Consider the following 25,907-nt stretch of genomic DNA (forward strand, 5'->3'; position numbering starts at 1 on the left):
CCCGAGGTTTCTGCCGTTACAGCGCGGCGATGTCGTGACCTCGCGGCACGACCGCGATGAGCGCGCCCGGCAGCACATGGCATCGAAGCCCGGTAGCGAGCCCGAATTCGTCACCGTCGATTTCGACGGGCTGTGGTGGCGCTGTGCCGATTTCGGAAATTCCGCCTTGAAAGAAGTGCACGGAAGAGTAGCGTCCGCGGCGTTGCAGCACGAGGCGGCCAGCGTGAAAACGGCGGAGCACGCTGTTGTCCCACCAGATTTTGCGAAATACTCCCAGCCACCCGAACCAGCCGCTCGGCTGAATAACCGCGACATCCAACATCCCATCGCGCAGGGATGCCTCCGGCATGAGCGCGATTCCTGCGGGGAGTGCGCCGCAGTTGGCGACGAGAATGCTTTGCGCTTTCGCCGAATGCAGGCGTCCATCTCCGACTTGGAACATGGCCCGAAATGGCCGCGCTCCCGGGAGCGAACGTGCGGCCCCGTCGACGTATGCGACCCATCCCACGGTTTTTTTGAGGTGCGGTCGAGTGTTGGCAATCATCGCAGCGTCGAGACCCATCCCTGCCATGACGACGAAGCCAGCCTCAGTCATCTCGCCGTCGGCGCGCTCGATGCGGGCGACGCCGATGTCGACAGCCAGACGATCACCGTCAAAGCTTGCCCTGATCATCAGTTCAGGATCGTCGAGCGGCAGGTTGAGGTTTCGGGCGAGCAGATTCCCCGTGCCGCTCGGAACAATCGTCAGTGGCACGCCGGTTTCGGCCAGCGCGTGCGCGACCGCGCGCACTGTGCCGTCTCCGCCGGCGACGAGCACAACGTCGATGTGAGCCGCAAGAGCCGCTCGAGCGAGCCCATCGCCGATGTCGTCGAGCGTTGTCTCCAAAAACAGCGGATGCTGCCAACCCGCCATCGCACAGTAGTGCGTCACCTGCTCGCGCACGCGTTTCGGGTCGACTTTGGTCGGGTTGTATATGAGCGCGGCTCGACGGTGGCCCGCGGCATCCGCTGTCATGCTCACACGATAGTCCGGCGCGAGAGTACGACCCGCCCCGTCGGCCTAGACTTGTGGCGTGATCGATCCGGTGTTGTTACGTGAGAATCCCGAGCTGGTCAAGCGTTCACAGGTGGCGCGGGGCGAGTCGCCCGACTCCGTCGACACCGCGATCGCTGCCGATGCTGCCAGGCGTGCTGCCATTACGTCGTTTGAAGAGTTGCGGGCCGCGCAAAACACGCACGGCAAACTCGTCGCGAAGGCGCCCAAAGAAGAGAAGGCAGCCCTTGTGGCTCAGGCCAAAGAGCTCAGCGAAAGCGTCAAGGCCGCTCAGCGTGACGTGACAGCCGCTGAAGAAGCCGCCACCGAAGCGCTCGCTGCGATTGAGAACATCATCATCGAGGGCGTTCCCGCCGGTGGCGAAGCCAACTTCGTTACTCTTCGCACTCACGGTGAGGTTCCGAGCTTCGACTTCGCGCCGCGCGACCACCTCGAGCTCGGTGAGATGCTCGGAGCCATCGACATGGAGCGCGGCACGAAGGTGTCGGGGAGTCGTTTCTACTTTCTCAAGGGGATCGGTGCGCGTCTCGAGCTCGCGCTGATGAGCATGGCCCTTGATCGTGCTCTGGTGGCCGGCTTCATCCCGATGATTCCGCCGACCCTCGTGCGGCCAGAAGTCATGCGCGGTACCGGCTTCTTGGGTAACCACGCTGATGAGGTTTATCACCTCGATCAAGAGGATCTCTACCTCGTAGGCACCAGCGAGGTGCCGCTCGCGGGCTACCACATGGACGAAATTATCGACCTGGCCAAGGGGCCCAAACGCTACGCCGGTTGGTCGACCTGCTACCGCAGCGAAGCGGGCTCGTACGGCAAAGACACCCGCGGCATCATCCGAGTTCATCAGTTCAACAAGCTCGAGATGTTCGTTTACACGACTCCGGAAAGTGCTGAAGAAGAGCACTTGCGTCTTGTCGCACTGCAGGAGCAGATGCTGCAAGACCTCGGCCTTTCGTACCGCGTCATCGACGTCGCCGCGGGAGACCTGGGGTCATCGGCGGCGCGCAAGTACGATGTGGAAGCGTGGGTGCCAACCCAAGACGCGTACCGGGAGCTCACGAGCACGAGTAACTGCACGACGTATCAGGCTCGTCGTCTCGAAACCCGCTACCGCCCAGACGACGGCGGTAAGACTCAGCCTGCAGCGACGCTCAACGGCACGCTCGCGACGACACGCTGGATCGTCGCGATCCTCGAAACGCACCAGAGAGCTGACGGCTCCGTGGTGGTTCCCGAGCCACTTCGCCCGTACCTCGGCGGACTCGAAGTCATGGAGCCGATCGAGTGACCGGTGCCAAACTGCCGGCTCCGCCCATGCTGATCGCGCTCGATATCGACGGCACCGTCATCCTCGAAGACGAGTCGCCGAGCCCTGGCGTTGTCGCAGCCGTTGGTGCCGCGCATGATGCCGGTCACGAAGTGATGCTCGCCACTGGGCGGAGCTGGGAAGGAACGCAGAGCATCCTTGCGATGCTGCAGGTTCTTCCCGAGTACGTCGTGTGCTCCAACGGTGCTGTCATCATGAAGCGGCTTGGAGGAACGATCGATACGTACGAGCGGTTCCACACCGAATCGTTCGATGCGACCCCGGTGTTGGAACTGTTACGCGCGCATCTGCCGGAGGCCCACTACCTCGTCGAGCTGCCTGATGGACGGCGCCTGTACACCGATTACCTCGACGATTGGAGTCTCGAGCACGCCAATCGGGTGCCATTCGAGCAACTCGGGACACAGCCCGTCAGCCGCGTGGTCGTCGTGTCGCCGACGCACACTGATCGTGATTTCATCGAACTCATCGAACGCATCGGCCTGAACCATGTGTCGTACGCCGTGGGCTGGACGGCGTGGCTCGACATCGCCCCCCAGGGAATCGATAAGTCGACCGCGCTCGAGATGGTGCGGGAATGGCGCGACGTCGATGGCTCGCAAGTGATGGTCGTCGGCGATGGCCGCAACGACATCGGTATGTTCACGTGGGCGCTGGCTCACGGTGGCCGCGCGGTTGCGATGGCCCAGGGTCCGCAAGAAGTGCGGGATGCTGCGGGCGAGACGACGACCTCGGTAACCGAAGGCGGAGTAGCGGCGGTACTTCGCGCACTGTAGGCGCTGAACAATCACGGCTCATTCTGGGCCGAGCGAAGGAGACAACAATGAAGTTTCGTGAACTAGCCGGCCGTACGGTCTCAGCAATCGGTCTCGGTGCGATGCCGGTGTCGATGAACAACGACAAGAAGATTCCTTCGCACGCCGACGCTGTGGCAACAGTCCACGCGGCACTCGATGCCGGGGTTACCTTCATCGACACCGCCGACTGTTATGCCCCCAGCTGGGACGAGATGGGCCACAACGAACTCATCGTTGCGGATGCTTTGCGCACGTGGTCTGGCGATGCGTCAGCGATTACTGTCGCTACCAAGGGCGGCATTACGCGAACCGAGGGGGAAGTGTGGGGGCGCAATGGCTCGCTGGAGTACTTGCGAGGTGCCGTAGAAAAGTCGCTTCGAAACCTGAACGTCGACGTCATTGATCTGTATCAGTACCACCGCCCCGACCGTTGGATGGTTTATGGCGACGTGATGTCGAACCTGAAAACTTTGCTCGACGAGGGCCTCATTCGTGCGGTGGGGATTTCCAACGCAAGCGTCGAAGAGATCGAGATCGCGCAGCAGGTCTTAGGCGCGGGAAACCTGGCGAGTGTGCAGAACCAGTTCTCGCCAAATCACCCCGGCAGTATCGACGAACTGCAGTTCTGCGGCCAGCACGGCATCGCGTTTTTGCCGTGGAGCCCATTGGGCGGCACGGGTGGCGGTGCCCGGAGCGTCGGGGAGCGCTTCGGCGTTTTCCAGGAGGTCGCGACAGCCCACAGCGTTAGTCCACAGCGCGTGGTGTTGGCCTGGGAACTCGCTCTCGGCGAGCACGTTATACCGATTCCTGGTGCGCGCCGCGCCGCTTCGATCGTGGACTCCGCAGCGGCTGCTGACCTCGACCTCAGCGACGAAGAAGTGGCGCGTTGTTCGGCATCCGTTGGCATCTTTCCGGAGTGACAGCACATCGTCCGCGCGCCGTTCAGGGGGTCCACAGCCAACGTGGGGACAATAAGGTGCAGTGCTGTCGGCTAGACTCGACGACTGTTCGATAGATATCGCGTAGCGGTGTCATCGGGAGGGTTGTCCGAGCGGCCGATGGACCTGGTCTTGAAAACCAGTGGGCAGCAATGTCCCGTGGGTTCGAATCCCACACCCTCCGCTTTCCGTGCGAGGGAGCAGTGAACCCGAAGCACGATGTGAGAGGACCCGCCGGTGAGCCCCAAGTCTCCGACGAGCGCCGGTGACCGCAGTACCGTGGCACGCCACGGCAAGCTGAAGTCGCCGCATCCGGTTTCACAATTCTTCGTCGTCATCGCCGTCGCGATGGCGGTTGTGCTCGTGGCAGGTCTCGGTGTTGCGGGTTATACGGCGTACGACCTGACCAAGAGCTTCACTGCCAACGCGGTTGAGATCGAGGGTCAGGATGCCGTTCCGCCCGACATCGGGGCAATCGAAGGCGGCGTGAATCTCTTCATCGCGGGTACCGATGCGTGTGAAGAAGAGTTTGCGTATCTGTTCGGTGAGCGCTGCGAGGGAGCTGATTCGTCGGGTGAACTCAACGATGTGAATTTGCTCGTACACATTTCGGACGAGCCACGTCGTGTGACGGTCATTTCGTTTCCGCGTGACCTGATGGTCCCGATTCCGTCCTGCACCGACCCCGAAACCGGTTACACCTCGTCAGCGAAGAGTAAGCAGCAGATCAACTCTGCGTACTCGTACGGTGGGTTGTCCTGTGTTGTCAGCACTATTTCCGAGCTCAGCGGCCAGGATATTCAGTTCGCCGCCAAAGTGACTTTCGGCGGAGTTATCAATATCACTGACGCCATCGGCGGCGTTGAAGTGTGTGTCGCCAACGGTATTAAAGATGTCTACACGGGGCTTGATCTGCCCGCGGGTAATGTCACTCTGCAGGGCTTGGAAGCACTGCAGTTTCTGCGCACCCGTCACGGTGTGGGTGACGGCGGCGACTTGGGTCGGATCTCCAACCAGCAGCAATACATGTCGCGCCTCGCCCGTAAGCTCGTGAGCGAAGACGTGCTGTCAGATCCGACGACGCTGTTCAAGCTCGCGACGACCGCTGTCGACAACATCACTCCCAGCGAGAGTCTGACGAACCCGCTCACTCTGGTGCAGATCGCTCTCGCGGTAAAAAACGTGCCGTTTGAAGACATCGTCTTCGTGCAGTACCCCACCAATACTGATTCGAGCGACAGCAACCGCGTCGTGCCGAACTACGAGGCAGCGGACGCGCTGTGGGCGGCCCTCGACGCAAACGAGGCGATCGAGCTCACCGGCGAAGTGAGCCAGGGTGACGGCGTAGTTGTCGTCGATCCGACAACGGAGCCCACCGAAGAAACGCCGAGCGACACGGCAAGCGAGCCAGCAACGGATGCCTCAGAAACCCCGTCGCCGTCAGAAACATCGGTCGCACTGCCGTCGTCGATCGCGGGCCAGACAGCCGCAGAAGAGACTTGCTCGAACGGAAACGTGCGCTAGCGAAGGTACTTACAGGCGCCGGTCGATATTGACGGTCGTCATCGGTTAGCATTGAGGCTGCGCGTTCGTCGTTTCAACGTCGGATGCCTGGAGACGTCGCATAGTCCGGCCGAGTGCACCACCCTGCTAAGGTGGAGACCCCTTTAAGGGGTCCGTGGGTTCAAATCCCACCGTCTCCGCACTTTGATATCTCAGGACATCGTGGACGGATGAACCCCCGGTTTCGTGGTTTCATCCGTTTTTTCGTAGGTAGCCGTGGGCGGGGTTGAGGGTGAATTCGGTGATGATTTCTCCTGTTTCCCGGGTGCTGATGATGGCTTCGTTGTTGTGGATGAGGCAGATGATCTCGACTCGGGCGTGGGTTCTGCCGATGCCGAGGTGGAGCATGCGTCCGGAGTGACGGAGGCTGATTTTCCCGTCGTGGTCGATGGTGTCGTAGCGGCCTCCCCCTCGTTCAGCCATCGGCGATGCAGCTTGTGCGCGAGCGATTTCGAGACGCGGTAGCGGTCTACGACCTGCCGGAAGGAGAGTTCCTGGATGGTGACGGCTTTGATGAGCACTTCGTACTTGGCCGCCGTCCACGATGACCCCAGACATGCGTCCACGATGTCCTGAAACCAGACACCACCGTCACCGCACTTTTTCTGCGCAAGGTTCACAATTCGTGACGCCAAAACCCACGGCGCCAGCTCAGACATCGAAAATAGAACGATTATTTGATTTTCGCGTATCGTGTCATGAATCCTGCTGTTCCTCGAGCACATCTCGGAGCCTCACATCATGACCGCGTATCCGTTCAATGACGACTGGACCTACCGCCAACCCATCGGCCCTTTCGCGGGTGCGTTCGGTGAAGCGAAAGCTAATACGGCCGTTCGCCTGCCGCACGACGCACTGCGAGATGAAGAGCGTCGAGCCGATGCGCCGGGTCGAGGTGCGGGCGCCTATTTTCCGCGTGGCGCATTCACTTACCTCAAAGAGTTTGAGGTGCCACGTGAGTGGGTAGGTCGTCTCGTGCGGCTGGAAATCCAGGGTGCGTTTCGTCGAGCGCAGATCTTCATCAACGAAGAGTTCGCAGGAAATCGGGCCGACGGATACGCGCGTTTCTTTGTCGACCTCACGCCCTACCTCGTGTTTGGCAAGAAGAACGCTCTTCGTATCGAGGTGCGCGCAGGTGAAGACTCCCGCTGGTATTCCGGCGCTGGTCTCCACCGTCCGGTCGTGCTGCACGTCGATGAACCGGTGCATGTCGTTCCCGACGGGCTCAGCATCAGCACAGTGCGGGTCGAAGACGACCAAGCCGTCGTTGACATCGCGACCACCGTGGCGAACGCCGGTATGACGACCCAGACGGTGCGGGTGCGGACCGAGATCACGGATGCCGCGGCATCCATCGTCGAAGGCGACAACACTCCGGTCACGCTAGCGCCCGGAGAGAAGTCGATCGTTCGACAACGTTTCTATGTCTCCGAACCAGAGTTGTGGTCACCGGATCACCCCTCGCTGTACACGGCAGAGGTCTCGATCGAAGGGCGCGAAAGTCGAGTGCGGAGCAGCTTTGGCATCCGCACCGTCACCGTCGATCCGCGCAAAGGTCTTCGTATCAACGGTGAGAAGATTCTGCTTCGCGGGGCCTGCGTCCACCACGACAACGGCGCGCTGGGCGCTGCTGCGATCGGGCGCGCGGAAGAGCGCCGTATCGAGCTCTTGAAGGCCGCTGGATTTAATGCGATCAGAGCGGCGCACAACCCGGTGTCCGTGGGCATGCTCGACGCGTGCGACCGGGTGGGGATGCTGGTGCTCGATGAGGCGTTCGACATGTGGACGCGTTTCAAGACGCCCTTCGACTATGCGGCCGAGTTTCCACAGTGGTGGACCGCGGACCTTGAATCGATGGTCGCGAAGGATCGCAACCACCCGAGCGTCATCATGTACTCGATTGGAAATGAGATCGCAGAGGTCGGCACGCCGCATGGCGCCCGATGGGCCCGACGCCTCGCCGAGCGCGTGCGCGCACTCGACCCGACGCGACCCGTGACGAACGGTGTCAACGCGCTGTTGGCGATCATCGACGAGGTTCCAGAGATCGTTGAACAACTGGGTGGTTTGAACGCCGCGATGGCCGACGGCAACGTTTTCAACGCGATCAGTGCAAGCAGCTCCGCAAGCGATCGCATCGAAGAGTCATCGTCGGTCCTTGACGTGCTGGGCCTCAACTACGCGGAGTCGCGGTACAGCATCGACGCCGAGGCCTTCGTGCACCGCGTGATCGTCGGCTCAGAGTCTTTCCCGTCGCAGATCGGTCGGCTGTGGCCGATGATTTGCGCCAACGACAACGTGATCGGCGACTTCTCTTGGACCGGGTGGGACTATCTCGGCGAAGTCGGCATCGGGTCTCGCACGTACGCCGGTGACAGCAATGCATCGGGCCGGCTCGAGCGGGAATTCCCGTACCTCACAGCATGGTCGGGAGACCTCGACATCACCGGGTGGCGCCGCCCAGCCTCGTACTACCGCGAGATTGTCTATGGCCTTCGAAGCGAGCCGTTCATCGCGGTGCGACGTCCGGAGCACTTCGGCGTCGAGATCGTCAATTCATCGCTGTGGGCCTGGAGCGACTCGGTGTCTTCGTGGACCTGGTCTGGATACGAACAAAAGCCGGTGACCGTTGAGGTGTACGCCTCGGCCGACGAGGTGGCTCTCCTCCGTGACGGTGACGAGATCGGTCGCGCGCGAGTCGGCGAAGTGCTGCCGATGATGGCTGTGATCGACACCGTATATCGACCGGGAACCTTGACCGCTCTGGCGTACGAGAACGGCATAGAGGTCGGGCGCACGACGCTGACGACGGCGGGCGAGGCGGTGCTCGTCGCGCGCGCCGATCGCGCACGACTACGAAACGACGATGCAGACCTTTCCCATGTGGAGATCGAGTTTCGAGACGCCGACGGCAGGCTCGTGACAGATGCTGACCGCGAGGTTTCGGTCACGGTGTCGGGCGCTGCGGCTCTCGCGGGTATGAGCAGCGCGAACCCTGCGACGACCGAGCGCTTCGACTCGCACACCTGGCGCACCTTCGACGGGCGCGCCCTCGCAGTCGTGAGACCTAGCGCTATCGGAAATGCCACCGTCACGGTGTCGTCCGAGGGCTATGCCGACGTCGTGCTGAACCTTCAGGTGGAAACTGCTGAAGCCGAGCGTTAGATCTCGGCGAGCGTGATCATGCTGAGATGGCGCCGAAGATGGGCGACGACGTCGACAGCGTCGGGATCGATCATCCACTGCATCTGGATGCCATCCCAGAGCCCCAGCGTGGACGCCGCAGCGTACTCAGCTGTGATTCCGGGGGCGAGCAGACCGGCTGCCTCCAGACGTGCGAAGGCCCTTCGGAACTGCTCTCTGACGCGCTCATACCGAGCGACGAAGTATTCGTGCGTCGGATGTCCCGGTGTCGCTGATTCGGCAGCAAGCAGCGTATATAGCCCGATAATTCCAGGGACGTCCTGATTGTTTTGAGCGATGAGGAGAAAGGCTTTGGGAAGATCTGCAGGATCGGCGGCAGCGCCGACCGCGGTGCCAGCTACTTCGTCGGAGACTTTGTCGCGCTCATCGAGCACTGCTTGAAGAAGCGCATCCTTCGTAGGGAAATAGTGAAGGAGCGACGTCGGATTCATGCCGACGACCGCGGCGATTTCTTTCAGTGATCCTGCTCGGTATCCATTGACGCCGAAAACCTGTGTCGCCGCAGCGAGAATCTCGCGGCGACGCCCATCAGACTTTGCGTAGGGGCCACGCCGTTTCCGTGGAGAAGTCGTGCTGTTTTCGACCATGCTCATTTGAGAGTACCGCGACCCGCGCAGCACGCTTCCTACGCGAGAATCGAGTTATGCCAACTCCAGATTTTGACGCCATCACCGAGTCTGAACTCAGAGCCAACGGAAGTATGAAATGGACGATGTTTCCCGACTCCATTGGCGCCTTCGTCGCCGAGATGGATTTCGGCATGGCGCCGGCGGTGGGGAGTGCAGTCAAAGACGCGATTGTTCGTGGCGTCACCGGCTACCTTCCCGCGCAGCTTGCGAACGAGCTTTCCGCGGCGACGGCCTCTTGGTACAAGAGTCACTACGGCTGGAGTGTTCCGGCCGACCGGGTGCATCACGTTCCCGACGTGATTGCAGCATTCGAGCTTGCTATCAAGAATTTCACGGAGCCTGGCTCCGCGGTGATCGTTCCGACGCCGGCTTACATGCCCTTTTTGCTGGTACCTCCGATGCTCGGACGCGAAGTGATCGAAGTGCCGAGCATCAGCGTCGACGGGCGCATGGTCATGGATCTCGAAGGAATTGCGCGGGCCTTCGATGACGGCGCGGGGCTCCTCGTTCTCTGCAACCCGCACAACCCCCTCGGCACGGTTTTCACGCGTGACGAACTGCTCGCCACCTCCGCCGTCGTGCATGACAAGGGTGGTCGGGTGTTCTCAGACGAGATTCACGCGCCGCTTGTGTACGCTGGCGCGCACCACGTGCCATACGCATCCGTCTCAGCGGATGCCGCAGCGCACACGCTGACGGCCGCTTCAGCCTCTAAAGCGTGGAACCTTGCGGGGTTGAAATGTGCGCAGGTGATCCTGTCGAATGACGCTGATGCCGCAGTGTGGGAAGAGCTCGGCTTCTGGGCAGGGCACGGCACCTCGACGCTGGGGGTCCTGGCCAACACTGCCGCGTACTCCGCCGGCGGAGAATGGCTCGACACTGTCGTTGCCTACCTCGACGGCAACCGCACGCTTCTCGCTGAGTTGGTCGCAGAGCACCTGCCGCGAGCGAAAATGACACTGCCGGAGGGTACCTATATCGCGCTGATCGATTTTCGCGACTACGGTCTGGAGGGCGATCTCGGGGAGTGGTTCCGAGAGAACGCGCAGGTGGCGATGACCGACGGAGCATCGTGCGGCCAAGCCGCGATCGGGCACACGCGCTTTGTCTTCGCACTTCCGCGCCCGCTGATGCGTCAGGCCATCGAGCAGATGGGCGCCGCGCTCAAGAAATACTGACGGTGTGACTCAGATCGTCCATCGGTAGCGAATCTGCAACAGCGGTGACTTCCACGCTGACGAGATCGGCGCGTCCAGAGATCACGTTGAGAAACGCCGTGTCGGCGGCATCCCTGCCGGTTGCTATGCGCACGAGGCTCGAGCGGGGTGCGAGGGTGGTCGCGTCAACGACGCACCATTTCCCCTCAACCCATGCCTCAGCGACGGCGTGAAAATCCATGGGACTGAGACCTGGCGCGTATACCGCGACGAGCCGTGCCGGTACCCCGAGCGAACGCAAGAGCGCGACGCACAGGTGAGAGTAGTCACGGCACACGCCTTTGCGGGCAAGCAGCGTGCGGACCGCGCCGTCCGTGGGAAGCGACGAGCCGGACACGTACGCGAGGCGTGTGCCCACCCACGATGAGACCGCGGTGAGAAGCTCTCGGTGGTCGGAAATCCCCGAGAACTCAGCGGCAGCAGTGGGCGCGAGGGCATCTGACTCCGAGTAGCGGCTCGGCCGAACATATGTGAGCAGGTCGGTATCGCTCGCGGCAGCGGGCTCGCCTGAGCCTTCGATGATCGCACTGTAGTCGACGACGAGTTCGCCGATGCCGGCGAGCACGCGGTGCAGGCGAGTCTCGTGAGCGTCGCTGAGCTCTGTGACCGGAAGCGCGCTTCCGTCAAGCGTTGCGATGAATGCTTCGCTCTTGGGAGTGGAATGACCCGACACCGCGATGGTGAAAACGAGATCGGCGGGGGCGGTGATCGACAAGACGATACGGCTTGAGACTTCCCTCTTCATGCGCTCATCATGTCAGAGGAGCGTGGTTCACGTCTGCTGTCGCAGATATCAGCGAAGCGGCGGATAGCTCGGAATCCGATTCGGCTTTGAGTGCCCCGGTGTTCGCTCAGACCATTCACGCAGCTCCGCGAGCACATCGTCCAGTGTGAGGTAACGAGTGCCCAAAGGTACGCGTGAACACCACGACACGATCACCGAATCTTCGTCAGCGATCTCGGTGATGTACGCGAGAACGTCGTTGTCGATGTTCGATCGTCGGTCCAACAGCGTCCACTGTCGGTCATCAACTCGCTCTAGAACGAATCGTTCGTCGTCGTCACTTCCGGCTCGTCGCCAGTTGTTGCCACGGAACGTATCGTATGTCGTGCCGCCGCCTGCCATCTCGATCATCCCCTTTGATTCCGGGCCCCATCCCATTTGCGCAACTCTTCGCCGTTTTTTCGTTCGGCGATAGGGCATTGACTTACCGCGGCGACGTGCTACTCGACCCGTTCTCGATGATGTTCGCCCGCAGCTCAGCACTGTCTTGGACCGGGTGCCCGTCGGGGATGCCGAAAACGGCAATTCCTTTCGACGCAAAACAAGAGAACGAGTGCGGCGTGAAAGCCCTACGTCTTCGTGAAGCTCCACGACGGTGAATCCCGCGAGCTCGCCTGTTACGCGGTACCGTCGCAGTCATGACGGAGAGTTCAGGGCATCGTGACGACGACGTTGATCTGCTCATCGATGTGTGGTCGCGCCTGCTCCCCGACGTAGACCTCACGCCGCTCGACGTCATGTCGCGGTTGCGTCGCGCATCCCACCGACTTGCGGTTTTGCGAGCGCGTGCTTTTGCATCGGCAGAGCTCCGCTCGTGGGAGTTCGACGTGTTGGCGGCGCTTCGGCGCGACGAGCACGGTGAACTGAGTCCGTCGCAGCTCATCGAAGCCACGATGATCGGAAGCGCGGCAATGACGACGCGACTAGACAAGCTCTCTGGCCGAGGTCTCATCGTTCGACGGCCGAGTCCTCGAGATGGCAGGGGAGTGCTTGTCACCATAACGACCGAGGGCGCAGATCGTGTTGACGGCGCGATGCGGGAGCTCGCAAGAACAGAGGCCGAAGCGCTCTCGGGAGTGAGCCGATCTGACCAAGCGACGCTGGCGCGAGTTCTTCGAATGCTGAGCTAGCTCATCTTCGAATCGGCCAAACTAGTCAGGCAGCCTAACTATAATGGGCAGCGGACGAGCTCAGACTTAACCAGATCGAGGCGATATGACCACGACAGATGACATGACCGCGTTGGATGCCGCAGCGCGCGCGGTCGAGCGGCTGCGGCTGTCCGAGTCGCGATTGGCTCGCCGCAGGCAAACCGATTGCGGACCCAGCGAGAACGCGCGTGCCGCAATGCGATTCGTGCTGGAACGCACTGACGCGGGCGAGGAAGTCACTCCGACGTCGATTGCCGAGTTCCTTGGCGTTTCGACGGCGTCGGTCACCGGGATGCTGGACCGGTTGCATGCAGGCCGGATGGTTGCTTTTGCGCCGAATCCGCGTGATAGGCGTAGCAAGCTGGTGGTTCCGTTCGATCGCGGGGCTGACCCCGACGACATCGACCCGTTGACGGCTCAGATTCGCAAAATGGCGAGGTTGCTCTCCGATTCGGAAGCGAAAAAGGTCTCTCAGTTTCTCACTGAGGTGGCCGATGCCGTCGACCGCGAGTGCACCTAGCGGGACGGTTCTTTCTCGCCCGCCTCAGGCTCGGGGAGAAGAGTGAGGCCATGAGAGCTGCTCGCTTCGTGCATGAGTGCGTCGATCCAGTGGCGATTCATCGCGGGTGGTCGACTGCCGTAGAAGTGGAAGACGATAGCGATCGCTGGATGTATCCATACGGTACGTGAGCCGCTGCCGTCTCCGATGGCTACGTGAAACATGAATGGCTCTGCACGCCGCAGCTTGTTCATGAAGACCACGCGAAGGTGGGCAAGAGCTCGGTCTTCGATGTCGAACGACTGGCCCGACGATGTGTAAATCAGTTTTCCCACGAAGAGAGACTACACGCGCATGAGGGTTAACTATGTGCACAACGGGGTCACTAGCCGAACATGGGCCGCCAGCGAGCGACATCTGCCATGAGTCCGTCGAATACTTCCACGGTTTGGGGTGACTCCTGGGGTTTGTCGATGCGGTAATTGTTCGGCAGGTCGTCGACGATCTGCCCCGCCCTGGGTCCGCCGTGCAATACGTACACCATCCGAGGAACCTATCGACCCCGCACGCATCGCGGGTGGGGGTTGAAATGGGTGACATTTCGTGTTCAGTTTTCGGGGGGAGACGAATTGTTAATAACTAGCTAAACTAGAAGTTAGTTAATTCCAGAGATCGGAGCCTAGATGGGTTCGTTGTACTACGGCAGCACTGAGGCTCCCATTCACTTTCCTGACCGCCTTCTTGCTCATCTGAAGGTGGTTGTCGCGACAAAACTTCGTCGCGGCGAGAGCTTCACTCTGTCGTGGCGACACACCGACGCGTCGCCGGGTGGCAGAAGCACGATCTGGATTCAGCCGTCGATCGCACTTCGTTTTGTTTTCGAAAGTGTTGAAGCTGAGCAACTGAACGCGGCGTTCTTGCAAGAACTGGCGGTATCCGCGAACTCCTCGGGCGGATTGTCTATCAACATGGATCAGCTGATACCCGATTCCGTCGATCGCCCCCGACGCCTGTCTGCGGCTGCCGTCGCATAGGAAGCGTGCTTGTCAGGCGTTGATTAGCCCAGACGAGAGTGGTCGCCGAGGCGATGCCAGGTGCGGTTGTGGTAAACCAGCGCGTCCCCGTGATCGCCCGGCTCGACGTCGCGAGCGATGCTGGCCTGAAGAGCGTGAGCCGCGATCACTGTGGAGCCACCGGCATCCATTCGATCGATCACACTGCATCGAACCCACGCGCGCACGCCGTGGTAAACGGGCTCACCTGATGTGAGGCGAGACCACGCCGTAGTGTCGGCGAACCGGTCGATGCCGCTGGTTGCAGCAAGACGCGCTACATCGACGTCGGCGGCGTCCAACAGGTGCACGACGATGGTCTTCGCGGCCGAAATCGTCGGTGCTGCCGAAGACTGCGACGAAATCGAGAAGATCAACAGCGGGGGATCAGCGCTGACTGACGAAACGGACGTCGCGGTCAAGGCGACCGGGCCGTTTCCGGCATCGGCCGTGATGACGGCGACACCACCGGGGTGACCGCGGAACACTGCCTTGAACTCATCGGCACTGAGCGACCCAGTGAGAGAAGCGGATGCCGACAGGCCCTCGTCGTCGGATGCCGCGGCGTGTGTGAACTGAGCCATACACACAACTTTAGTGGTCAGATGTGTGCCACGCGCCGATGTGTCTTCAGTGTGGACTGGCCGAATGCGTACGAACCGGCTACGCTCACACCCGTGCTGATCTGTCGTTGTTGTCGCTGAGTGGCTTCGCCCTCCCTCTAACCGACATCAGCCATGCGCGCACTCTTTCGCGCCACACCCCTCAGGACACCTCTTGCGATACGCGCAAAACGTCACCGACCTCGTCGGAAACACACCTCTCGTACGGCTGAACCGTGTGACAGCTGGCATAAGTGCCACAGTTCTCGCCAAGGTCGAGTACTTCAACCCGGGTGGCTCGTCGAAAGACCGCATCGCCGCCAATATTCTCGACGCCGCCGAAGAAGATGGCCTGCTGCTGCCGGGCGGAACGATTGTCGAACCGACGAGCGGCAACACCGGGGTTGGCCTCGCTCTCGTCGCGCAACAACGGGGGTACCGCTGCGTTTTCGTTGTGCCCGACAAGGTCGCGGAAGACAAGCGGGCAGTGCTTCGGGCATACGGCGCTGAAGTCATCGTCACGCCGACATCGGTTGAACCCGACGATCCACGTTCTTATTACAGCGTCTCTGACAGCCTCGCCCAATCGATTCCCGGCGCGTTCAAGCCCAATCAATACGGCAATCTGCAGGGCCCACGCAGCCACTTCGAGTCGACCGGGCCCGAGATCTGGCGCGACACCGACGGAAAGGTCACCCACTTCGTGGCCGGAGTCGGTACCGGCGGCACGATAAGCGGAGCGGGCGGATACCTGAAGAAGGTTTCGGACGGCGCAGTTCGGATCGTCGGCGCCGATCCCGTGGGATCGATCTACTCGGGCGGCCCGATTCACACCTACGACGTCGAAGGCGTCGGCGAGGATTTCTGGCCCGAGGCGTACAACCGTCGCATCGTCGATCAGTTTCACCGGGTCGGCGACGGTGAGTCTTTTGCGATGACGCGTCGGCTCGCGCGTGAAGAGGGACTACTCGTTGGAGGCTCGAGCGGTATGGCGGTAGTCGCGGCGCTTCGTGAGGCCCGTGAGCTGCCAGCGGAAGCCGTGGTTGTCGTGCTACTGCCCGATCACGGCCGGGGCTACCTCAGCAAAATCTTCGACGACGCGTGGATGAATGCACGCGGCTATGACAGTGACACTCAATCAACAGCAACGGCAAGGACTCACTCATGACCGAAGCAGCAGCATCCGCAGCCCGAGGCTTCGAAAGCCTCGCAGTCCATGCCGGGCAAGCATTCGACCCTACGACGGGCGCCGTGATTCCGCCGGTGCATTTTTCTACGACGTATGCGCAGGATGGCATCGGTGGTCTTCGCGGGGGGTACGAATACGGGCGTAGCGGTAACCCGACGCGTACGGCTCTCGAGTCGCAGCTCGCAGCGATCGAAGGAGGCGCACACGCTCTTTCGTTTGCTTCCGGTCTCGCTGCCGAGGATGCTCTACTGCGGGCTGTACTGCGACCGGGCGACGAAGTGCTCCTCGGAAACGACGTCTACGGTGGCACATATCGCCTCATTGCGCGGGTGTTCGCTCCGTGGGGCGTTGGTCTTCGCGTCGTGGACATGAGCAACCTCGAAGCGGTTCGTGCCGCCCTCGAAGAGCGCCCAGCAAGAGTCCTCTGGGTGGAAACGCCGAGCAACCCATTGCTGCGCATCACCGATATCGCGGGCCTTGCCGATCTCGGTCACGCCGCCGGGGCCGTAGTGGTCGTTGACAACACGTTCGCCTCACCGGCGCTGCAGCAGCCGCTGGCGCTCGGCGCCGATGTTGTTGTGCACTCGACGACGAAGTACCTGGGTGGCCACTCCGACGTGGTCGGCGGAGCCCTCGTCATCAACGATGACGATCTTGCGGAACAGGCCAAGTTCCTGCAGTTCGCCGCGGGTGCTGTTTCTGGACCGATGGATGCCTGGCTCACGACGCGCGGAATAAAGACGCTGGCGGTCCGGATGCAGCGACACAGTGAGAACGGTGGAGCCGTTGCATCGTTCCTCGAGTCGCATAGGCGCGTTGCTCGGGTTTACTACCCCGGGCTCGAATCCCACCCTGGACATGAACTCGCAGCGCGCCAGATGACGGGCTTTGGTGGGATTGTCTCGCTCGCGCTCGTCGACGGCGCAGCGGCTCGGAAGTTCGCCGAGTCGACGCAGCTGTTCACGCTCGCTGAATCACTCGGCGGCGTCGAGTCCCTTCTGAACTACCCGGACGCGATGACCCATGCGTCGGTGCGTGGCACCGAGCTCGCCGTTCCGGAAGAGGTTGTCCGCCTGTCTGTCGGCATCGAGAACATCGATGACCTGATCGCTGACCTCGACCAGGCGCTCGCCCTGCTCTGAACCAAAGAAAACTGGGGGCCACGGTGGTGAGATCATCACGGTCATGGCCCCCAGCATCCGGGGTATGTCGGGTGGACTGAGGATTAGTCCTCGACGACGGTTACTGTCACTTCGATATTGCCGCGGGTCGCGTTGGAGTACGGGCACACCTGGTGTGCTGCGTCGGCGAGCGCCTGTGCTTTGTCGTGCTCCATCTCGGGGATGACAACCTCGAGCTGAACGGCGAGCTGGAATCCACCTTCGCCGTTCGGGCCGATCTGTACGCGCGACCCGACGCTCGTGTCGTTCAGCGTGACTTTCTGCGCGCGAGCAACCGACTGCAGTGCGCTGTGGAAGCATGCGGCGTAACCAGCAGCGAAGTAGAGCTCGGGGTTGGGGGCGCCGCCCTCGCCACCCATCTCCTTAGGGACGCGCACGTCGGAGTTGATGATGCCGTCGACCGTCGCGACGTGGCCGTTGCGGCCTCCGCCGGTTGCGAGTGCTTCTGCGGTGTAAAGAACGTCCATGGTTCTGCCTTTCGGTTGGAGATACGTCAGGAAATAGGAAGTGAGTGGGGTTGGCGCATGCTCTTGCTGTAACTCTGCAGCGCTTCCAAAAGTGCGGTCGCGGCGGCTGGAGTGAGATTCATGCACGCCAGTGCCTGAGAGGGAAGTTCGCGCATTTCGCTCCGGAGCTCCCGGCCGCGGTCAGTGAGAGAGACCGTGACAATTCGCTCGTCGGGAGCTTCACGTGTGCGTGTGACGAGGCCGGCTGAGTCAAGTCGGCGCAGTAGCGGCGAGAGCGTGCCCGAGTCGAGATCGAGCGCTTCGCCGAGTGCGCCCACCGAAAGAGGCCCTTCTGACCAGAGACTTACGAGCACGAGGTACTGCGGATACGTGAGATCCCACGGCTTGAGAAGGCTGCGGTACGCCTGGGTTGTCGCGCGACTAGCGGAGTACAGCGAAAAGCACACCATTTTGTCGACCGCGTTCATTCCAAAAGTATTGCACCCAACTAAATTGCGCACAACTCATTGAGCCGATGCATTGCCTTTTCACACTCGCCGAGGGGTCGCAACACGCCGCGATATCCCGCATCGGCGCGGATCAATACGGCGTGTTGCGACCCTTCGGCGAGACCGAATGTGGAGTCTGCGCGCGGGTCGGCTAGATCGAGAGGGTGAGCGGAGCGGTTTCGGAGCCGCCCTGGCCATACACATTCTGATAGCGGTCCCACAGGGAGTCGATCAAGTGCGTTTCGATGGGCACAGGTGTGCCCATCTGGCGGGCGCTGTGCACTGCGCGTGCCACTTCTTCGACCATGACCGCGGCTTTGACGGCATCTTTACCGTCACGTCCGATAGTGAATGGTCCATGGTTCGCCATGAGCACGGCTCGGCTGCGGCCACCCGAGAGCGTATCGACGATGCCGCGTCCGATCGAGTCGTCACCGATGAGCGCGAAGGGTCCGATCGGGATGGGGCCGCCGAATTCGTCGGCCATCATCGTCAGCGTGCAGGGGATCGCCTCCTGGTTCATCGCCCATGCCGTCGCGAATGTGGAGTGTGTGTGCACGACGCCGCCAACGTTGGGCATGTGCTTGTACACGTAGGCGTGAGCCGCAGTGTCGGACGACGGTGCTTTTGCTCCCTCGACGAGGTTGCCGTCGAGGTCGCACACGACCATCGTCTCGGCTGAGAGATCGTCGTAAGAGACGCCGGAGGGCTTGATGACGAACAGGTCGTCTCCGCCCGGAACCTTGACGCGCTGCGACACATTGCCCGCGGTCCAGACCACGAGTTCCCATCGGGGGAGCTCAGCGTGAAGATCGGCGACGATCTTGCGGGTGCGTTCGATTTCGTCGCGAACGGCGGCGGAAAGAGGTGAAGTCATCGGGTGATGTCCTTTCAGGATGCTCCGCACCAGTTTTCCAGGTCTGGCGCTCTCCTGCGCGCACACCCAGACCGGTAACGTGAGCGAGTGACTATGACGCGGCATTTTTCGGCGGTCGCCGACATCTCACCTTCGACGCTGTATGCCATCGCGCGCCTGCGACTGATGGTGTTCGTCGTCGAGCAAGACGCCGCCTATCCCGATCTCGATGGTCGAGACATCGAGCCCGGGGCGGAACTGGCATGGGCCGTCGATGACGAGACCGCTGCCGTTACGGCAACTCTTCGCGTGCTCGACGACGGCGACGCGATGCGCATCGGGCGGGTCGCAACCGACGCGGCATACCGTGGCCGCGGCATTGCCGGAGACCTGATGGCTTGGGCCGTTGCGCGGTGTGAAGAGAGAAGGCCCGGAGTGCCGATCGACCTGGACGCGCAAGAGCATCTGAGTGCCTGGTACGGCCGTTTCGGATTTGTCGTCAGCGGGCCGGCATTTGCCGAAGATGGCATACCTCACGTCCCGATGCGGCGTTCGTAACCGCCGCGGGGCGCGCGAGCCTCGTGCACCAAACACGTCGCGAGCGCAACCCCCACCTCGCGTCCTTTTGGCATGCCTATCGTTGCGGCGATGACAAAAAGCGAACAGGTGGCGTCCGGGAGTGATCTGCGCGCATACGCCGCGATCGGCGATGGGCGAACCGTCGCGCTTATCGGATCACGCGGTCAGATCGACTGGATGCCGACTCCCGATCTTGATGAGATGCCCGTGTTCGCGCGACTCCTCGACGATAAGACAGGTGGGTCGATACAGCTTGCCCCCACCGCTGAGTTCACTGTGTCGCGAAAGTACGTTGACCGCACCAACGTGCTCGAAACGACGTTCACGACTGAGCATGGTCGAGCGAAAGTCACCGATGCTCTCGTGACAGGAGCCGCCGGTCGATTGCCGTGGGCGCAGCTCGTTCGGCGGATCGACGGCATCGAAGGTGAAGTGGCCTTCGCCTGGCGCGTCGACGTCGGCACCGCTCTGCACACTGTTTCGCCATGGGTGCAGAAGACCTCGCACGGTGATGTTATCCGCGCCGGTGACGTGTCGATCGCTGTCATCGGCGGCGAACACGGCCCCAAGTCGAATACAAAGCATGACTCGGGTGCTGAAGCCGCGCCAGCGTCTACCGGCACGTTCACGACCCAAAGAGATTCGCGCCACGTGATTGCAGTCGTGGCAACGAGCGGTGAGCCGCTGCACATTCCGGGCGCGGAAGATGCCGATCGTGGGGTTGATCGCACTATCTCGAACTGGCGGTCATGGTCGAGGGAGTTCTCGTACGACGGGCCCTGGGAAAGGCACGTGCAACGGAGCGCTCTGGCCTTGAAGCTGCTGATCTTTAGCCCCACCGGCGCAATCGCTGCCGCCGCGACGAGTTCGCTGCCTGAGAACCCTGCCGGTGGAAAAAACTGGGACTACCGCTTCGCATGGGTACGTGACCTCGCTTACACCGCGAGTGCACTCGTTCACTTCGGTCTTCGCGAAGAGACTCATGCCGCCGTCTCGTGGCTGCTGCGCTCGATCCGTGAATCGGGACCAGAGCTCCACATCTTCTACAGCTTGAATGGCAGTGCCCCTGACGACACTCACGTGCACGAGGTGCCGGGTTGGCGGGGCATCGGCCCGGTCGTCACTGGAAATCCGGCCCAGGGGCAGCTGCAGCTGGGTGTCTATGGCGATCTCTTCTCGGTGTGCCGGGTGTACGTCGATGCGGGCAATGTGCTCGATATCGAGACCGGCCGGATGCTCGCAGTCATCGCCGATCGAGTGTGCGATGTGTGGCGGGAGCGCGACGCCGGCATGTGGGAGCTGCCGGGGGAGCAGCACTACACGTCGTCGAAGATGGGGTGCTGGCAGGCGCTGAACGATGCTGTGCACCTGGCGGAGATTGGTCAGGTAGCGGGTTCCGCGGCGAGGTGGGCAGCTGAACGTGATCGTATTCGCGAGTGGATCGAAGCCAACTGCTGGTCAGAAGAGGCCCGCGCGTACACAATGCATCCCGACACGACCGACCTTGACGCTTCGGTGTTGCTGCACGCTCCCAGCGGATTCGATCGGGGCGAACGGATGTCGTCGACGATCGACGCGATCACGGGTGCGCTGGGCGACGGCAGCCTGGTTTATCGCTACAGCGGCGTCGAGCGCGAAGAACATACTTTTGTTGCCTGTGCGTTCTGGCGGGCGGGGGCGCTCGCGTGTGTGGGTCGGCACGCGGAAGCGATCGAGCTTATGGATGACCTCGTGACCCGTGGTAACGATGTCGGTCTGTTCTCCGAGATGATCTCGGCGCGAGACGGCAGCTTTTGGGGGAATCTTCCGCAGGGGCTCAGCCATTTGGCGCTCATCAATACGGCGATCATTATCCGCGAAGTCGCCGGGGAGGCTGCCGATGGTCACTGAGACGGTTTTTCGCCGGGGCCCCGCGATCCTCGTCGAGAGCCTGTGGTGGGATGCTCGCACCGAAGAGATGGTGTGGGTCGATATCTCCGCGGGAACGATGCATCGAGGCCGCCTGGACGGAAACGTCGACGGGAGCGACGATCGCGTGGTTGAGCTGCCACCGCCGGTATCCGCTGTGCAGCCTGCGGTGGGCAGCGGTTACGTTGCGGCCCTGAAAGACCGCGTGGTGGCGCTCGATTCGGACGGGCTCATCGAACGCACGATCGCTCACGTGACGCACTCGCACGACGGCATACGTTGCAACGAGGGCAAGGTGGACCCCTTCGGTCGCTTTCTGGTGGGCTCGATGGACATCACCACGGGCGAACCAGACGGAACCTTGGTAGCTGTGGAAGCCGACGGTAGTGTGCGCACGCTGCGCGGCGGATTCGCAGTGGCCAATGGCTTCGAATGGAGCGATAGCGGCGACATCATGTTCGTCACTGACACCGCGACGAAGACTGTGTACCGCGCGAGTTATAGCTCGGACGGCAAGCTTGGCGAGCTCGAGCCCTACCTGGTTGGGCGAATGTCAGACGGTCTAGTGCGGCGCCGTGAGGGCGGATTCATCAACGGCTTGTATGGCGAGTCCGCGGCGGTGCTCTGGGGTGACGCCGATGGCACTCCGGCGGTGTCGCAAGAGTTCGCCGTCTCTGCGCCAAACGTGACATCGGTGGCATTCGGGGGACCGGACCTTGGCTCGTTGTTCGTGGGCACAGCGCGCGAAAACCTCACAGAGGCCGACCTCGAATCCCACCCTCTCAGCGGTGCAATTTTTCGAATCGATGGCGTTGGACACGGCTACGCCGTTCACACGTTTGGCGCATCAGCGTCACATCTGAAAAACACGATGGGAAGGAACTGAGATGGACCTCGGAATTTCAGGCCGCACAGCCCTTATTACCGGTGCCGACTCTGGAATCGGCTGGGAGACAGCACGGCTGCTTCTGGATGAGGGTGCCACTGTCGTGATCAGCGACATGGATCAGGCCGAGCTCGACACGGCGGCAAAAAACCTGAAGGCGCCCAGCGGCCGACTTTTCGCATTCGCTGCCGACATCACGAGCGTTGATTCGCTCGCGGAGTTGCACGAAAACGTGAAGGATGCGGTCGGCGACATCGACATCCTGGTGCAGTCGGCAGGAGTTACCGGTGCGCAGGGTCTCTTTCACGAGATCACCGACGAAGGCTGGACCAAGACGATCGAAACCGACCTGATCGGACCGGTGCGACTAATTCGCCAGTTTTTGCCGATGCTCCGGCGCGGTGGCTGGGGTCGTCTCGTGCTTCTCGCCTCAGAAGATGCCGTGCAGCCATACGACGATGAGCTGCCCTACTGTGCTGCGAAAGCCGGCATCCTGGCTCTCGCGAAGGGCCTTTCCCGCTCCTACGCACTCGAAGGCTTGCTTGTCAACGCTGTCTCGCCGGCGTTCATCCACACTCCGATGACCGACGCGATGATGCAAAAGCGCGCCGCGAAGCTCGATGTGACACCCAAGCAAGCCATCACGACGTTCCTCGACGAGGAACGTCCATACATGGAGCTAAAGCGCCGCGGTGAGCCAGCAGAGGTCGCGAACGTGATCGCGTTCTTGTGCTCTGACCTCGCATCGTTCGTCAACGGTTCCAACTACCGCGTCGATTCGGGATCTGTCGCCACCATCTAGGCAACGTTCGATCGACCACCCACGAGGGAGAAACAATGATTCGTGACCAGTACACCTTTACCAATCCCGTCGATCTTTACAGCGACATCGAGCCGTCCGCGCAGCACCAGCAAGAGCCGGGGCTCGATGCTGAGCTCTCGCCGCGAGCTGATCTGGGAGAGCAGACCTACCGCGGCACGGGCCGCCTCACTGGCCGAAAGGCTCTGATTACCGGTGCCGACTCCGGCATCGGTGCAGCGACGGCAATCGCCTATGCGCGAGAGGGTGCCGACGTCGCGCTGAGCTACCTGCCCGAAGAGCAAGAGGATGCCGATCGGATTGCTGCATTCGTTCGCGACGCTGGACGCATCGCCGTGCTCTTACCCGGTGATATCCGCGATCACACCTTCGCTGAAAAGCTGGTCGAAGACGCGGCGAAGGGCCTCGGTGGGCTCGATATCCTCGTGAACAACGCGGGAAAGCAGGTGTGGAACGACGACCTCGAGACTCTCACGGACGATCAGTTCGAATCGACCTTCACGACCAACGTTTTTGCGATGTTCTGGATATCGAAAGCTGCGTTGAAGCATCTGGTTCCGGGGTCAACGATCATCAACACGACGAGTGTGCAGGCGTATAAGCCCGCCGGCATCCTGGTTGACTATGCTTCGACGAAAGCGACGATCAACGCGTTCACGAAGGCGCTTGCCGAGCAACTCGCACCCAAAGGGATTCGCGTGAACGCTGTGGCACCCGGGCCGATTTGGACCCCGCTGCAAGTGACGGACGGCCAGCCGCAGGACAAGATCGAGAATTTTGGCGCCGAAACTGCTCTCGGTCGAATGGGGCAACCCGCGGAGCTCGCACCGGCATATGTCTTCTTGGCATCGGCCGAGTCGAGCTATGTCGTTGGGGAGACGCTCAACGTCAACGGCGGCATGCCGACGCCGTAACGACCACGGCAAGAGACGAAGGGCCTGTTTTTCGGTTACGACGAGACTGTTCTTCGGCTATGACAAGACCTTGTCAGCGCGCCGGGCAACGAGGAGTGAAACGCTCGCAATCACGGCGCAGATGATCATGACGATCGCAAGCGGCATCGCCGTCATCGTGCCGCCGAGGCTTACGAGCGGCGAAACGATAGCGGCCAAGCCGAACTGCAGGGCTCCGAGGAACGCTGATCCGAGCCCTGCAGAGCGGGGGGCGGCCGCGAGGGCGAGAGACGTGCAGTTTCCGAGTACGAAACCAAGACTCGCAACTGCCGTGAACAACGGAAGAGCGAGCCAGATGGCGGGTGCACCGCTCGAGGCGATCAGTACGAACACGACGGTCGATGCGGTGAGGGCCGCGATGCCGCCTGTGAGCAGGGCTCGCACCGATCGAGTAGCGGCGAGGTGCGCTGAGATCGCGCTTGTGATGACGAGGCCGAGTGCATTGACGCCGAAGCAGAGCCCGTATTGCAGGGCAGTCATGCCCATCATGTCTTGGTAGACGAAGGGGGATGCCGAGATATAAGCCATCATGACGGCAAATGCGAAGCCGAAAGTGGCCGTGTAACCGATGTATTTCCTGGAGAGTAGTTCGGTGCAGGGTGAGTTTCCCGACTGGATCTGTGCACGGCGCTGGGCACGCGCTTCGCGGGGGAACGACTCCTTGAGCACCACGAAGATCGAGGCGAGCATGAGGACCGAGAGGCCGAGAACAACCGCGAGGATCCCGCGCCACCCCAGCGGACTGACGAGGAACCCGCCCACCAGCGGAGCTATGACGGGCGCGACGCCACCGACGATCATCATGAGGCTGAAGGCGCGTGCGGCGGCTTTGCCCGATGACACGTCAGAGATGATGGCGCGACCGATCACCATTCCCGCTGCAGCGCCGAGACCCTGAACGAACCGAGCCACGATGAGTACCGCGACTGTCGGCGCGAAGACGGCCACGACGGATGCCGCGACACAGAGCAATGATCCAGCGATCAGCGGAGTCATTCGACCAAATCGATCGGAGAGGGAGCCGAAGACGAGCTGGCCGAGCGTGATACCGAGAAGGAACGCCGTGAGGGTGAGTTGAACGAGGGTCGCCGTCGTACTGAGGTCGATGACCATCTCGGGGAACGCCGGTAGATAGAGGTCAGTCGCGAAGGGGGCAATCGCCGAGAGCAGTGCAAGGACAAGAAGTACCGGGACGCTCACCTTGGCGGCCGTCGTTACCGACGGCGATGTGGGTGTCGTGGCGGTGTCCGTGGACATAGTTCTCCCGTGAGTGAGTAATGGTTATGTAACCATAACTATAGCGGAAGTTCGCGTAGCATGGCGCTGTGGCCTCAAACGATGATGATCTTGCGGAGCTCGCTGAGACGATTCTGCGGATCGGTCGCGAGATCGAACCGCGAGGTTCGCACGTGCCGGGAGTCGTCTCGTTGACCGGTACCGAAATCACGGCGCTGCGGTGGATCCAACGGCATCCGCATGGCACGCCGAGTGCTATCGCTGAAGGGACCGGGCTCCGACGCAGCAACCTCAGCGTTGCGCTCCGAGGACTCGAGTCGCACGGTCTCGTCGTCCGTCGACACGATGACGAAGATTCGCGGCTCGTGCGTATCGAGCTCACCGACCTCGCTCACGAGACGAGCGCGAAGATTCGCGAATACTTGGCGCAGCGCATGCGAGCGGCCCTTGCTGGGAGTAATGAAGATCTTGGTGCGGCAAAACGCTTTATCGAGCGGGTTGCCGAAGGTTTATAGGGGAGTAGTTGC

The 25,907-nt window shown here is 61.7% G+C and carries 29 protein-coding genes and 2 tRNA genes; 19 read left to right on the top strand and 12 right to left on the bottom strand.

Translation table 11 applies throughout. From position 1 onward, the window contains the following. Window positions 1-16: 16 nt before the first annotated feature. Window positions 17-1,015, bottom strand: coding sequence for a diacylglycerol/lipid kinase family protein (locus tag G6N83_RS08680; protein WP_165141230.1), 999 nt, complete (start codon window positions 1,013-1,015; stop codon window positions 17-19). 58 nt (window positions 1,016-1,073) lie between these two features. Here G6N83_RS08680 and serS point away from each other — a divergent pair, with 58 nt between their 5' ends. The 6 genes from serS to G6N83_RS08710 all read left to right on the top strand — a co-directional run bounded on the left by serS (window position 1,074) and on the right by G6N83_RS08710 (window position 5,819). Beyond that, window positions 1,074-2,342, top strand: coding sequence for a serine--tRNA ligase (gene serS / locus G6N83_RS08685; RefSeq protein WP_165141232.1), 1,269 nt, complete (start codon window positions 1,074-1,076; stop codon window positions 2,340-2,342). 26 nt (window positions 2,343-2,368) lie between these two features. Next, a complete protein-coding gene (locus tag G6N83_RS08690) occupies window positions 2,369-3,157 on the top strand; it encodes an HAD family hydrolase (RefSeq protein WP_165143328.1) in 789 nt (262 codons plus the stop codon). Between the two features lie 47 nt (window positions 3,158-3,204). Then, complete coding sequence (locus tag G6N83_RS08695; RefSeq protein ID WP_165141234.1) at window positions 3,205-4,098, top strand: aldo/keto reductase; 894 nt, start codon at window positions 3,205-3,207, stop codon at window positions 4,096-4,098. Window positions 4,099-4,215: 117 nt separating this feature from the next. Beyond that, window positions 4,216-4,300, top strand: a tRNA-Ser gene (locus G6N83_RS08700). A 53-nt stretch (window positions 4,301-4,353) separates the two neighbouring features. Continuing rightward, window positions 4,354-5,640, top strand: a complete 1,287-nt coding sequence (locus G6N83_RS08705; RefSeq protein ID WP_241246155.1) for an LCP family protein — start codon at window positions 4,354-4,356, stop codon at window positions 5,638-5,640. A gap of 89 nt (window positions 5,641-5,729) precedes the next feature. After that, window positions 5,730-5,819: transfer RNA gene (locus G6N83_RS08710), tRNA-Ser, on the top strand. A gap of 52 nt (window positions 5,820-5,871) precedes the next feature. On the opposite strand, the gene G6N83_RS08715 is transcribed toward G6N83_RS08710, so the two are convergent. After that, a complete protein-coding gene (locus G6N83_RS08715; RefSeq protein WP_165141236.1) occupies window positions 5,872-6,237 on the bottom strand; it encodes a hypothetical protein in 366 nt (121 codons plus the stop codon). A gap of 183 nt (window positions 6,238-6,420) precedes the next feature. On the opposite strand from G6N83_RS08715, the gene G6N83_RS08720 reads away from it, so the two are divergent. Beyond that, window positions 6,421-8,844 (top strand): glycoside hydrolase family 2 TIM barrel-domain containing protein, encoded by a 2,424-nt coding sequence (locus tag G6N83_RS08720; protein ID WP_165141238.1) that lies wholly within the window; start codon window positions 6,421-6,423, stop codon window positions 8,842-8,844. Here G6N83_RS08720 and G6N83_RS08725 read toward each other — a convergent pair. Then, window positions 8,841-9,470, bottom strand: a complete 630-nt coding sequence (locus tag G6N83_RS08725; protein WP_165141240.1) for a TetR/AcrR family transcriptional regulator — start codon at window positions 9,468-9,470, stop codon at window positions 8,841-8,843. The two genes, G6N83_RS08720 and G6N83_RS08725, sit on opposite strands and share 4 nt — an antisense overlap. 56 nt (window positions 9,471-9,526) lie before the next feature. Between G6N83_RS08725 and G6N83_RS08730 the strand changes: the two genes are divergently transcribed. Next, window positions 9,527-10,690: a MalY/PatB family protein gene (locus G6N83_RS08730; protein WP_165141242.1), complete on the top strand. Its 1,164-nt coding sequence runs from the start codon at window positions 9,527-9,529 to the stop codon at window positions 10,688-10,690. Here the strand turns inward: G6N83_RS08730 and G6N83_RS08735 are convergent. Further along, window positions 10,677-11,474 (bottom strand): transglutaminase-like domain-containing protein, encoded by a 798-nt coding sequence (locus tag G6N83_RS08735; RefSeq protein ID WP_165141244.1) that lies wholly within the window; start codon window positions 11,472-11,474, stop codon window positions 10,677-10,679. The genes G6N83_RS08730 and G6N83_RS08735 overlap by 14 nt on opposite strands. A gap of 48 nt (window positions 11,475-11,522) precedes the next feature. Beyond that, window positions 11,523-11,891, bottom strand: a complete 369-nt coding sequence (locus G6N83_RS08740; protein ID WP_165141246.1) for a hypothetical protein — start codon at window positions 11,889-11,891, stop codon at window positions 11,523-11,525. Window positions 11,892-12,151: 260 nt separating this feature from the next. Here G6N83_RS08740 and G6N83_RS08745 point away from each other — a divergent pair, with 260 nt between their 5' ends. Further along, window positions 12,152-12,643, top strand: a complete 492-nt coding sequence (locus tag G6N83_RS08745) for a MarR family winged helix-turn-helix transcriptional regulator (RefSeq protein ID WP_165141248.1) — start codon at window positions 12,152-12,154, stop codon at window positions 12,641-12,643. 85 nt (window positions 12,644-12,728) lie between these two features. Further along, the gene (locus G6N83_RS08750) at window positions 12,729-13,184 is read left to right on the top strand and encodes a MarR family transcriptional regulator (RefSeq protein ID WP_165141250.1); all 456 of its coding nucleotides are present in this window, start codon (window positions 12,729-12,731) and stop codon (window positions 13,182-13,184) included. On the opposite strand, the gene G6N83_RS08755 is transcribed toward G6N83_RS08750, so the two are convergent. Then, a complete protein-coding gene (locus G6N83_RS08755) occupies window positions 13,181-13,498 on the bottom strand; it encodes a DUF7882 family protein (protein ID WP_165141252.1) in 318 nt (105 codons plus the stop codon). The genes G6N83_RS08750 and G6N83_RS08755 overlap by 4 nt on opposite strands. A 50-nt stretch (window positions 13,499-13,548) precedes the next feature. After that, window positions 13,549-13,707 (bottom strand): hypothetical protein, encoded by a 159-nt coding sequence (locus G6N83_RS08760; RefSeq protein ID WP_165141254.1) that lies wholly within the window; start codon window positions 13,705-13,707, stop codon window positions 13,549-13,551. A 139-nt stretch (window positions 13,708-13,846) separates the two neighbouring features. On the opposite strand from G6N83_RS08760, the gene G6N83_RS08765 reads away from it, so the two are divergent. Continuing rightward, a complete protein-coding gene (locus tag G6N83_RS08765) occupies window positions 13,847-14,197 on the top strand; it encodes a DUF7882 family protein (protein WP_165141256.1) in 351 nt (116 codons plus the stop codon). A 23-nt stretch (window positions 14,198-14,220) separates the two neighbouring features. Here G6N83_RS08765 and G6N83_RS08770 read toward each other — a convergent pair whose 3' ends face one another. Continuing rightward, complete coding sequence (locus G6N83_RS08770; RefSeq protein ID WP_165141258.1) at window positions 14,221-14,799, bottom strand: flavin reductase family protein; 579 nt, start codon at window positions 14,797-14,799, stop codon at window positions 14,221-14,223. Window positions 14,800-14,992: 193 nt separating this feature from the next. Here G6N83_RS08770 and G6N83_RS08775 point away from each other — a divergent pair, with 193 nt between their 5' ends. Further along, window positions 14,993-15,985: a pyridoxal-phosphate dependent enzyme gene (locus tag G6N83_RS08775; RefSeq protein WP_165141260.1), complete on the top strand. Its 993-nt coding sequence runs from the start codon at window positions 14,993-14,995 to the stop codon at window positions 15,983-15,985. Continuing rightward, complete coding sequence (locus tag G6N83_RS08780; RefSeq protein WP_165141262.1) at window positions 15,982-17,148, top strand: cystathionine gamma-synthase; 1,167 nt, start codon at window positions 15,982-15,984, stop codon at window positions 17,146-17,148. The genes G6N83_RS08775 and G6N83_RS08780 overlap by 4 nt, the downstream gene beginning before the upstream one ends. Window positions 17,149-17,231: 83 nt before the next feature. On the opposite strand, the gene G6N83_RS08785 is transcribed toward G6N83_RS08780, so the two are convergent. The 3 genes from G6N83_RS08785 to G6N83_RS08795 all read right to left on the bottom strand — a co-directional run bounded on the left by G6N83_RS08785 (window position 17,232) and on the right by G6N83_RS08795 (window position 19,019). Continuing rightward, the gene (locus G6N83_RS08785; protein ID WP_165141265.1) at window positions 17,232-17,654 is read right to left on the bottom strand and encodes an organic hydroperoxide resistance protein; all 423 of its coding nucleotides are present in this window, start codon (window positions 17,652-17,654) and stop codon (window positions 17,232-17,234) included. A gap of 26 nt (window positions 17,655-17,680) precedes the next feature. Further along, window positions 17,681-18,121: a MarR family winged helix-turn-helix transcriptional regulator gene (locus G6N83_RS08790; protein ID WP_183408429.1), complete on the bottom strand. Its 441-nt coding sequence runs from the start codon at window positions 18,119-18,121 to the stop codon at window positions 17,681-17,683. A 172-nt stretch (window positions 18,122-18,293) separates the two neighbouring features. Then, the gene (locus G6N83_RS08795) at window positions 18,294-19,019 is read right to left on the bottom strand and encodes an L-ribulose-5-phosphate 4-epimerase (RefSeq protein WP_165141267.1); all 726 of its coding nucleotides are present in this window, start codon (window positions 19,017-19,019) and stop codon (window positions 18,294-18,296) included. Window positions 19,020-19,112: 93 nt separating this feature from the next. Here G6N83_RS08795 and G6N83_RS08800 point away from each other — a divergent pair, with 93 nt between their 5' ends. From G6N83_RS08800 to G6N83_RS08820, 5 genes are all read left to right on the top strand, one after another. After that, window positions 19,113-19,556 (top strand): GNAT family N-acetyltransferase, encoded by a 444-nt coding sequence (locus tag G6N83_RS08800; RefSeq protein ID WP_165141269.1) that lies wholly within the window; start codon window positions 19,113-19,115, stop codon window positions 19,554-19,556. Between the two features lie 90 nt (window positions 19,557-19,646). Continuing rightward, window positions 19,647-21,467 carry a glycoside hydrolase family 15 protein gene (locus G6N83_RS08805; protein ID WP_165141271.1) on the top strand — a complete coding sequence of 607 codons (1,821 nt, stop codon included), beginning with the start codon at window positions 19,647-19,649 and terminating at the stop codon, window positions 21,465-21,467. Beyond that, complete coding sequence (locus G6N83_RS08810) at window positions 21,457-22,371, top strand: SMP-30/gluconolactonase/LRE family protein (RefSeq protein ID WP_165141273.1); 915 nt, start codon at window positions 21,457-21,459, stop codon at window positions 22,369-22,371. Before G6N83_RS08805 ends, G6N83_RS08810 begins: the two co-directional genes overlap by 11 nt. A gap of 1 nt (window position 22,372) precedes the next feature. Continuing rightward, a complete protein-coding gene (locus G6N83_RS08815) occupies window positions 22,373-23,173 on the top strand; it encodes an SDR family NAD(P)-dependent oxidoreductase (protein WP_165141275.1) in 801 nt (266 codons plus the stop codon). Between the two features lie 35 nt (window positions 23,174-23,208). Then, entirely contained in the window at window positions 23,209-24,105 is an 897-nt protein-coding gene (locus G6N83_RS08820; protein WP_165141277.1) for an SDR family oxidoreductase, read from the top strand. A gap of 57 nt (window positions 24,106-24,162) precedes the next feature. Here the strand turns inward: G6N83_RS08820 and G6N83_RS08825 are convergent, their stop codons facing one another. After that, window positions 24,163-25,401 (bottom strand): multidrug effflux MFS transporter, encoded by a 1,239-nt coding sequence (locus G6N83_RS08825; protein ID WP_165141279.1) that lies wholly within the window; start codon window positions 25,399-25,401, stop codon window positions 24,163-24,165. A gap of 68 nt (window positions 25,402-25,469) precedes the next feature. On the opposite strand from G6N83_RS08825, the gene G6N83_RS08830 reads away from it, so the two are divergent. Further along, window positions 25,470-25,895 carry a MarR family winged helix-turn-helix transcriptional regulator gene (locus G6N83_RS08830; protein ID WP_165141281.1) on the top strand — a complete coding sequence of 142 codons (426 nt, stop codon included), beginning with the start codon at window positions 25,470-25,472 and terminating at the stop codon, window positions 25,893-25,895. The last annotated feature ends 12 nt before the right edge of the window (window positions 25,896-25,907 follow it).

The sequence above is a fragment of the Microbacterium endophyticum genome, assembly GCF_011047135.1.
Classification (GTDB): Bacteria; Actinomycetota; Actinomycetes; order Actinomycetales; family Microbacteriaceae; genus Microbacterium; species Microbacterium endophyticum.

Bases quoted from the DNA above. Each gene is read 5' to 3' on its own strand.
- G6N83_RS08680 (WP_165141230.1), bottom strand. From the start codon at position 1,015: ATGACAGCGGATGCCGCGGGCCACCGTCGAGCCGCGCTCATATACAAC.
- G6N83_RS08690 (WP_165143328.1), top strand. From the start codon at position 2,369: ATGCTGATCGCGCTCGATATCGACGGCACCGTCATCCTCGAAGACGAG.
- G6N83_RS08695 (WP_165141234.1), top strand. From the start codon at position 3,205: ATGAAGTTTCGTGAACTAGCCGGCCGTACGGTCTCAGCAATCGGTCTC.
- G6N83_RS08715 (WP_165141236.1), bottom strand. From the start codon at position 6,237: ATGTCTGGGGTCATCGTGGACGGCGGCCAAGTACGAAGTGCTCATCAA.
- G6N83_RS08720 (WP_165141238.1), top strand. From the start codon at position 6,421: ATGACCGCGTATCCGTTCAATGACGACTGGACCTACCGCCAACCCATC.
- G6N83_RS08725 (WP_165141240.1), bottom strand. From the start codon at position 9,470: ATGGTCGAAAACAGCACGACTTCTCCACGGAAACGGCGTGGCCCCTAC.
- G6N83_RS08730 (WP_165141242.1), top strand. From the start codon at position 9,527: ATGCCAACTCCAGATTTTGACGCCATCACCGAGTCTGAACTCAGAGCC.
- G6N83_RS08735 (WP_165141244.1), bottom strand. From the start codon at position 11,474: ATGAAGAGGGAAGTCTCAAGCCGTATCGTCTTGTCGATCACCGCCCCC.
- G6N83_RS08740 (WP_165141246.1), bottom strand. From the start codon at position 11,891: ATGGGATGGGGCCCGGAATCAAAGGGGATGATCGAGATGGCAGGCGGC.
- G6N83_RS08745 (WP_165141248.1), top strand. From the start codon at position 12,152: ATGACGGAGAGTTCAGGGCATCGTGACGACGACGTTGATCTGCTCATC.
- G6N83_RS08750 (WP_165141250.1), top strand. From the start codon at position 12,729: ATGACCACGACAGATGACATGACCGCGTTGGATGCCGCAGCGCGCGCG.
- G6N83_RS08760 (WP_165141254.1), bottom strand. From the start codon at position 13,707: ATGGTGTACGTATTGCACGGCGGACCCAGGGCGGGGCAGATCGTCGAC.
- G6N83_RS08765 (WP_165141256.1), top strand. From the start codon at position 13,847: ATGGGTTCGTTGTACTACGGCAGCACTGAGGCTCCCATTCACTTTCCT.
- G6N83_RS08770 (WP_165141258.1), bottom strand. From the start codon at position 14,799: ATGGCTCAGTTCACACACGCCGCGGCATCCGACGACGAGGGCCTGTCG.
- G6N83_RS08780 (WP_165141262.1), top strand. From the start codon at position 15,982: ATGACCGAAGCAGCAGCATCCGCAGCCCGAGGCTTCGAAAGCCTCGCA.
- G6N83_RS08785 (WP_165141265.1), bottom strand. From the start codon at position 17,654: ATGGACGTTCTTTACACCGCAGAAGCACTCGCAACCGGCGGAGGCCGC.
- G6N83_RS08790 (WP_183408429.1), bottom strand. From the start codon at position 18,121: ATGAACGCGGTCGACAAAATGGTGTGCTTTTCGCTGTACTCCGCTAGT.
- G6N83_RS08795 (WP_165141267.1), bottom strand. From the start codon at position 19,019: ATGACTTCACCTCTTTCCGCCGCCGTTCGCGACGAAATCGAACGCACC.
- G6N83_RS08800 (WP_165141269.1), top strand. From the start codon at position 19,113: ATGACGCGGCATTTTTCGGCGGTCGCCGACATCTCACCTTCGACGCTG.
- G6N83_RS08805 (WP_165141271.1), top strand. From the start codon at position 19,647: ATGACAAAAAGCGAACAGGTGGCGTCCGGGAGTGATCTGCGCGCATAC.
- G6N83_RS08810 (WP_165141273.1), top strand. From the start codon at position 21,457: ATGGTCACTGAGACGGTTTTTCGCCGGGGCCCCGCGATCCTCGTCGAG.
- G6N83_RS08815 (WP_165141275.1), top strand. From the start codon at position 22,373: ATGGACCTCGGAATTTCAGGCCGCACAGCCCTTATTACCGGTGCCGAC.
- G6N83_RS08820 (WP_165141277.1), top strand. From the start codon at position 23,209: ATGATTCGTGACCAGTACACCTTTACCAATCCCGTCGATCTTTACAGC.
- G6N83_RS08825 (WP_165141279.1), bottom strand. From the start codon at position 25,401: ATGTCCACGGACACCGCCACGACACCCACATCGCCGTCGGTAACGACG.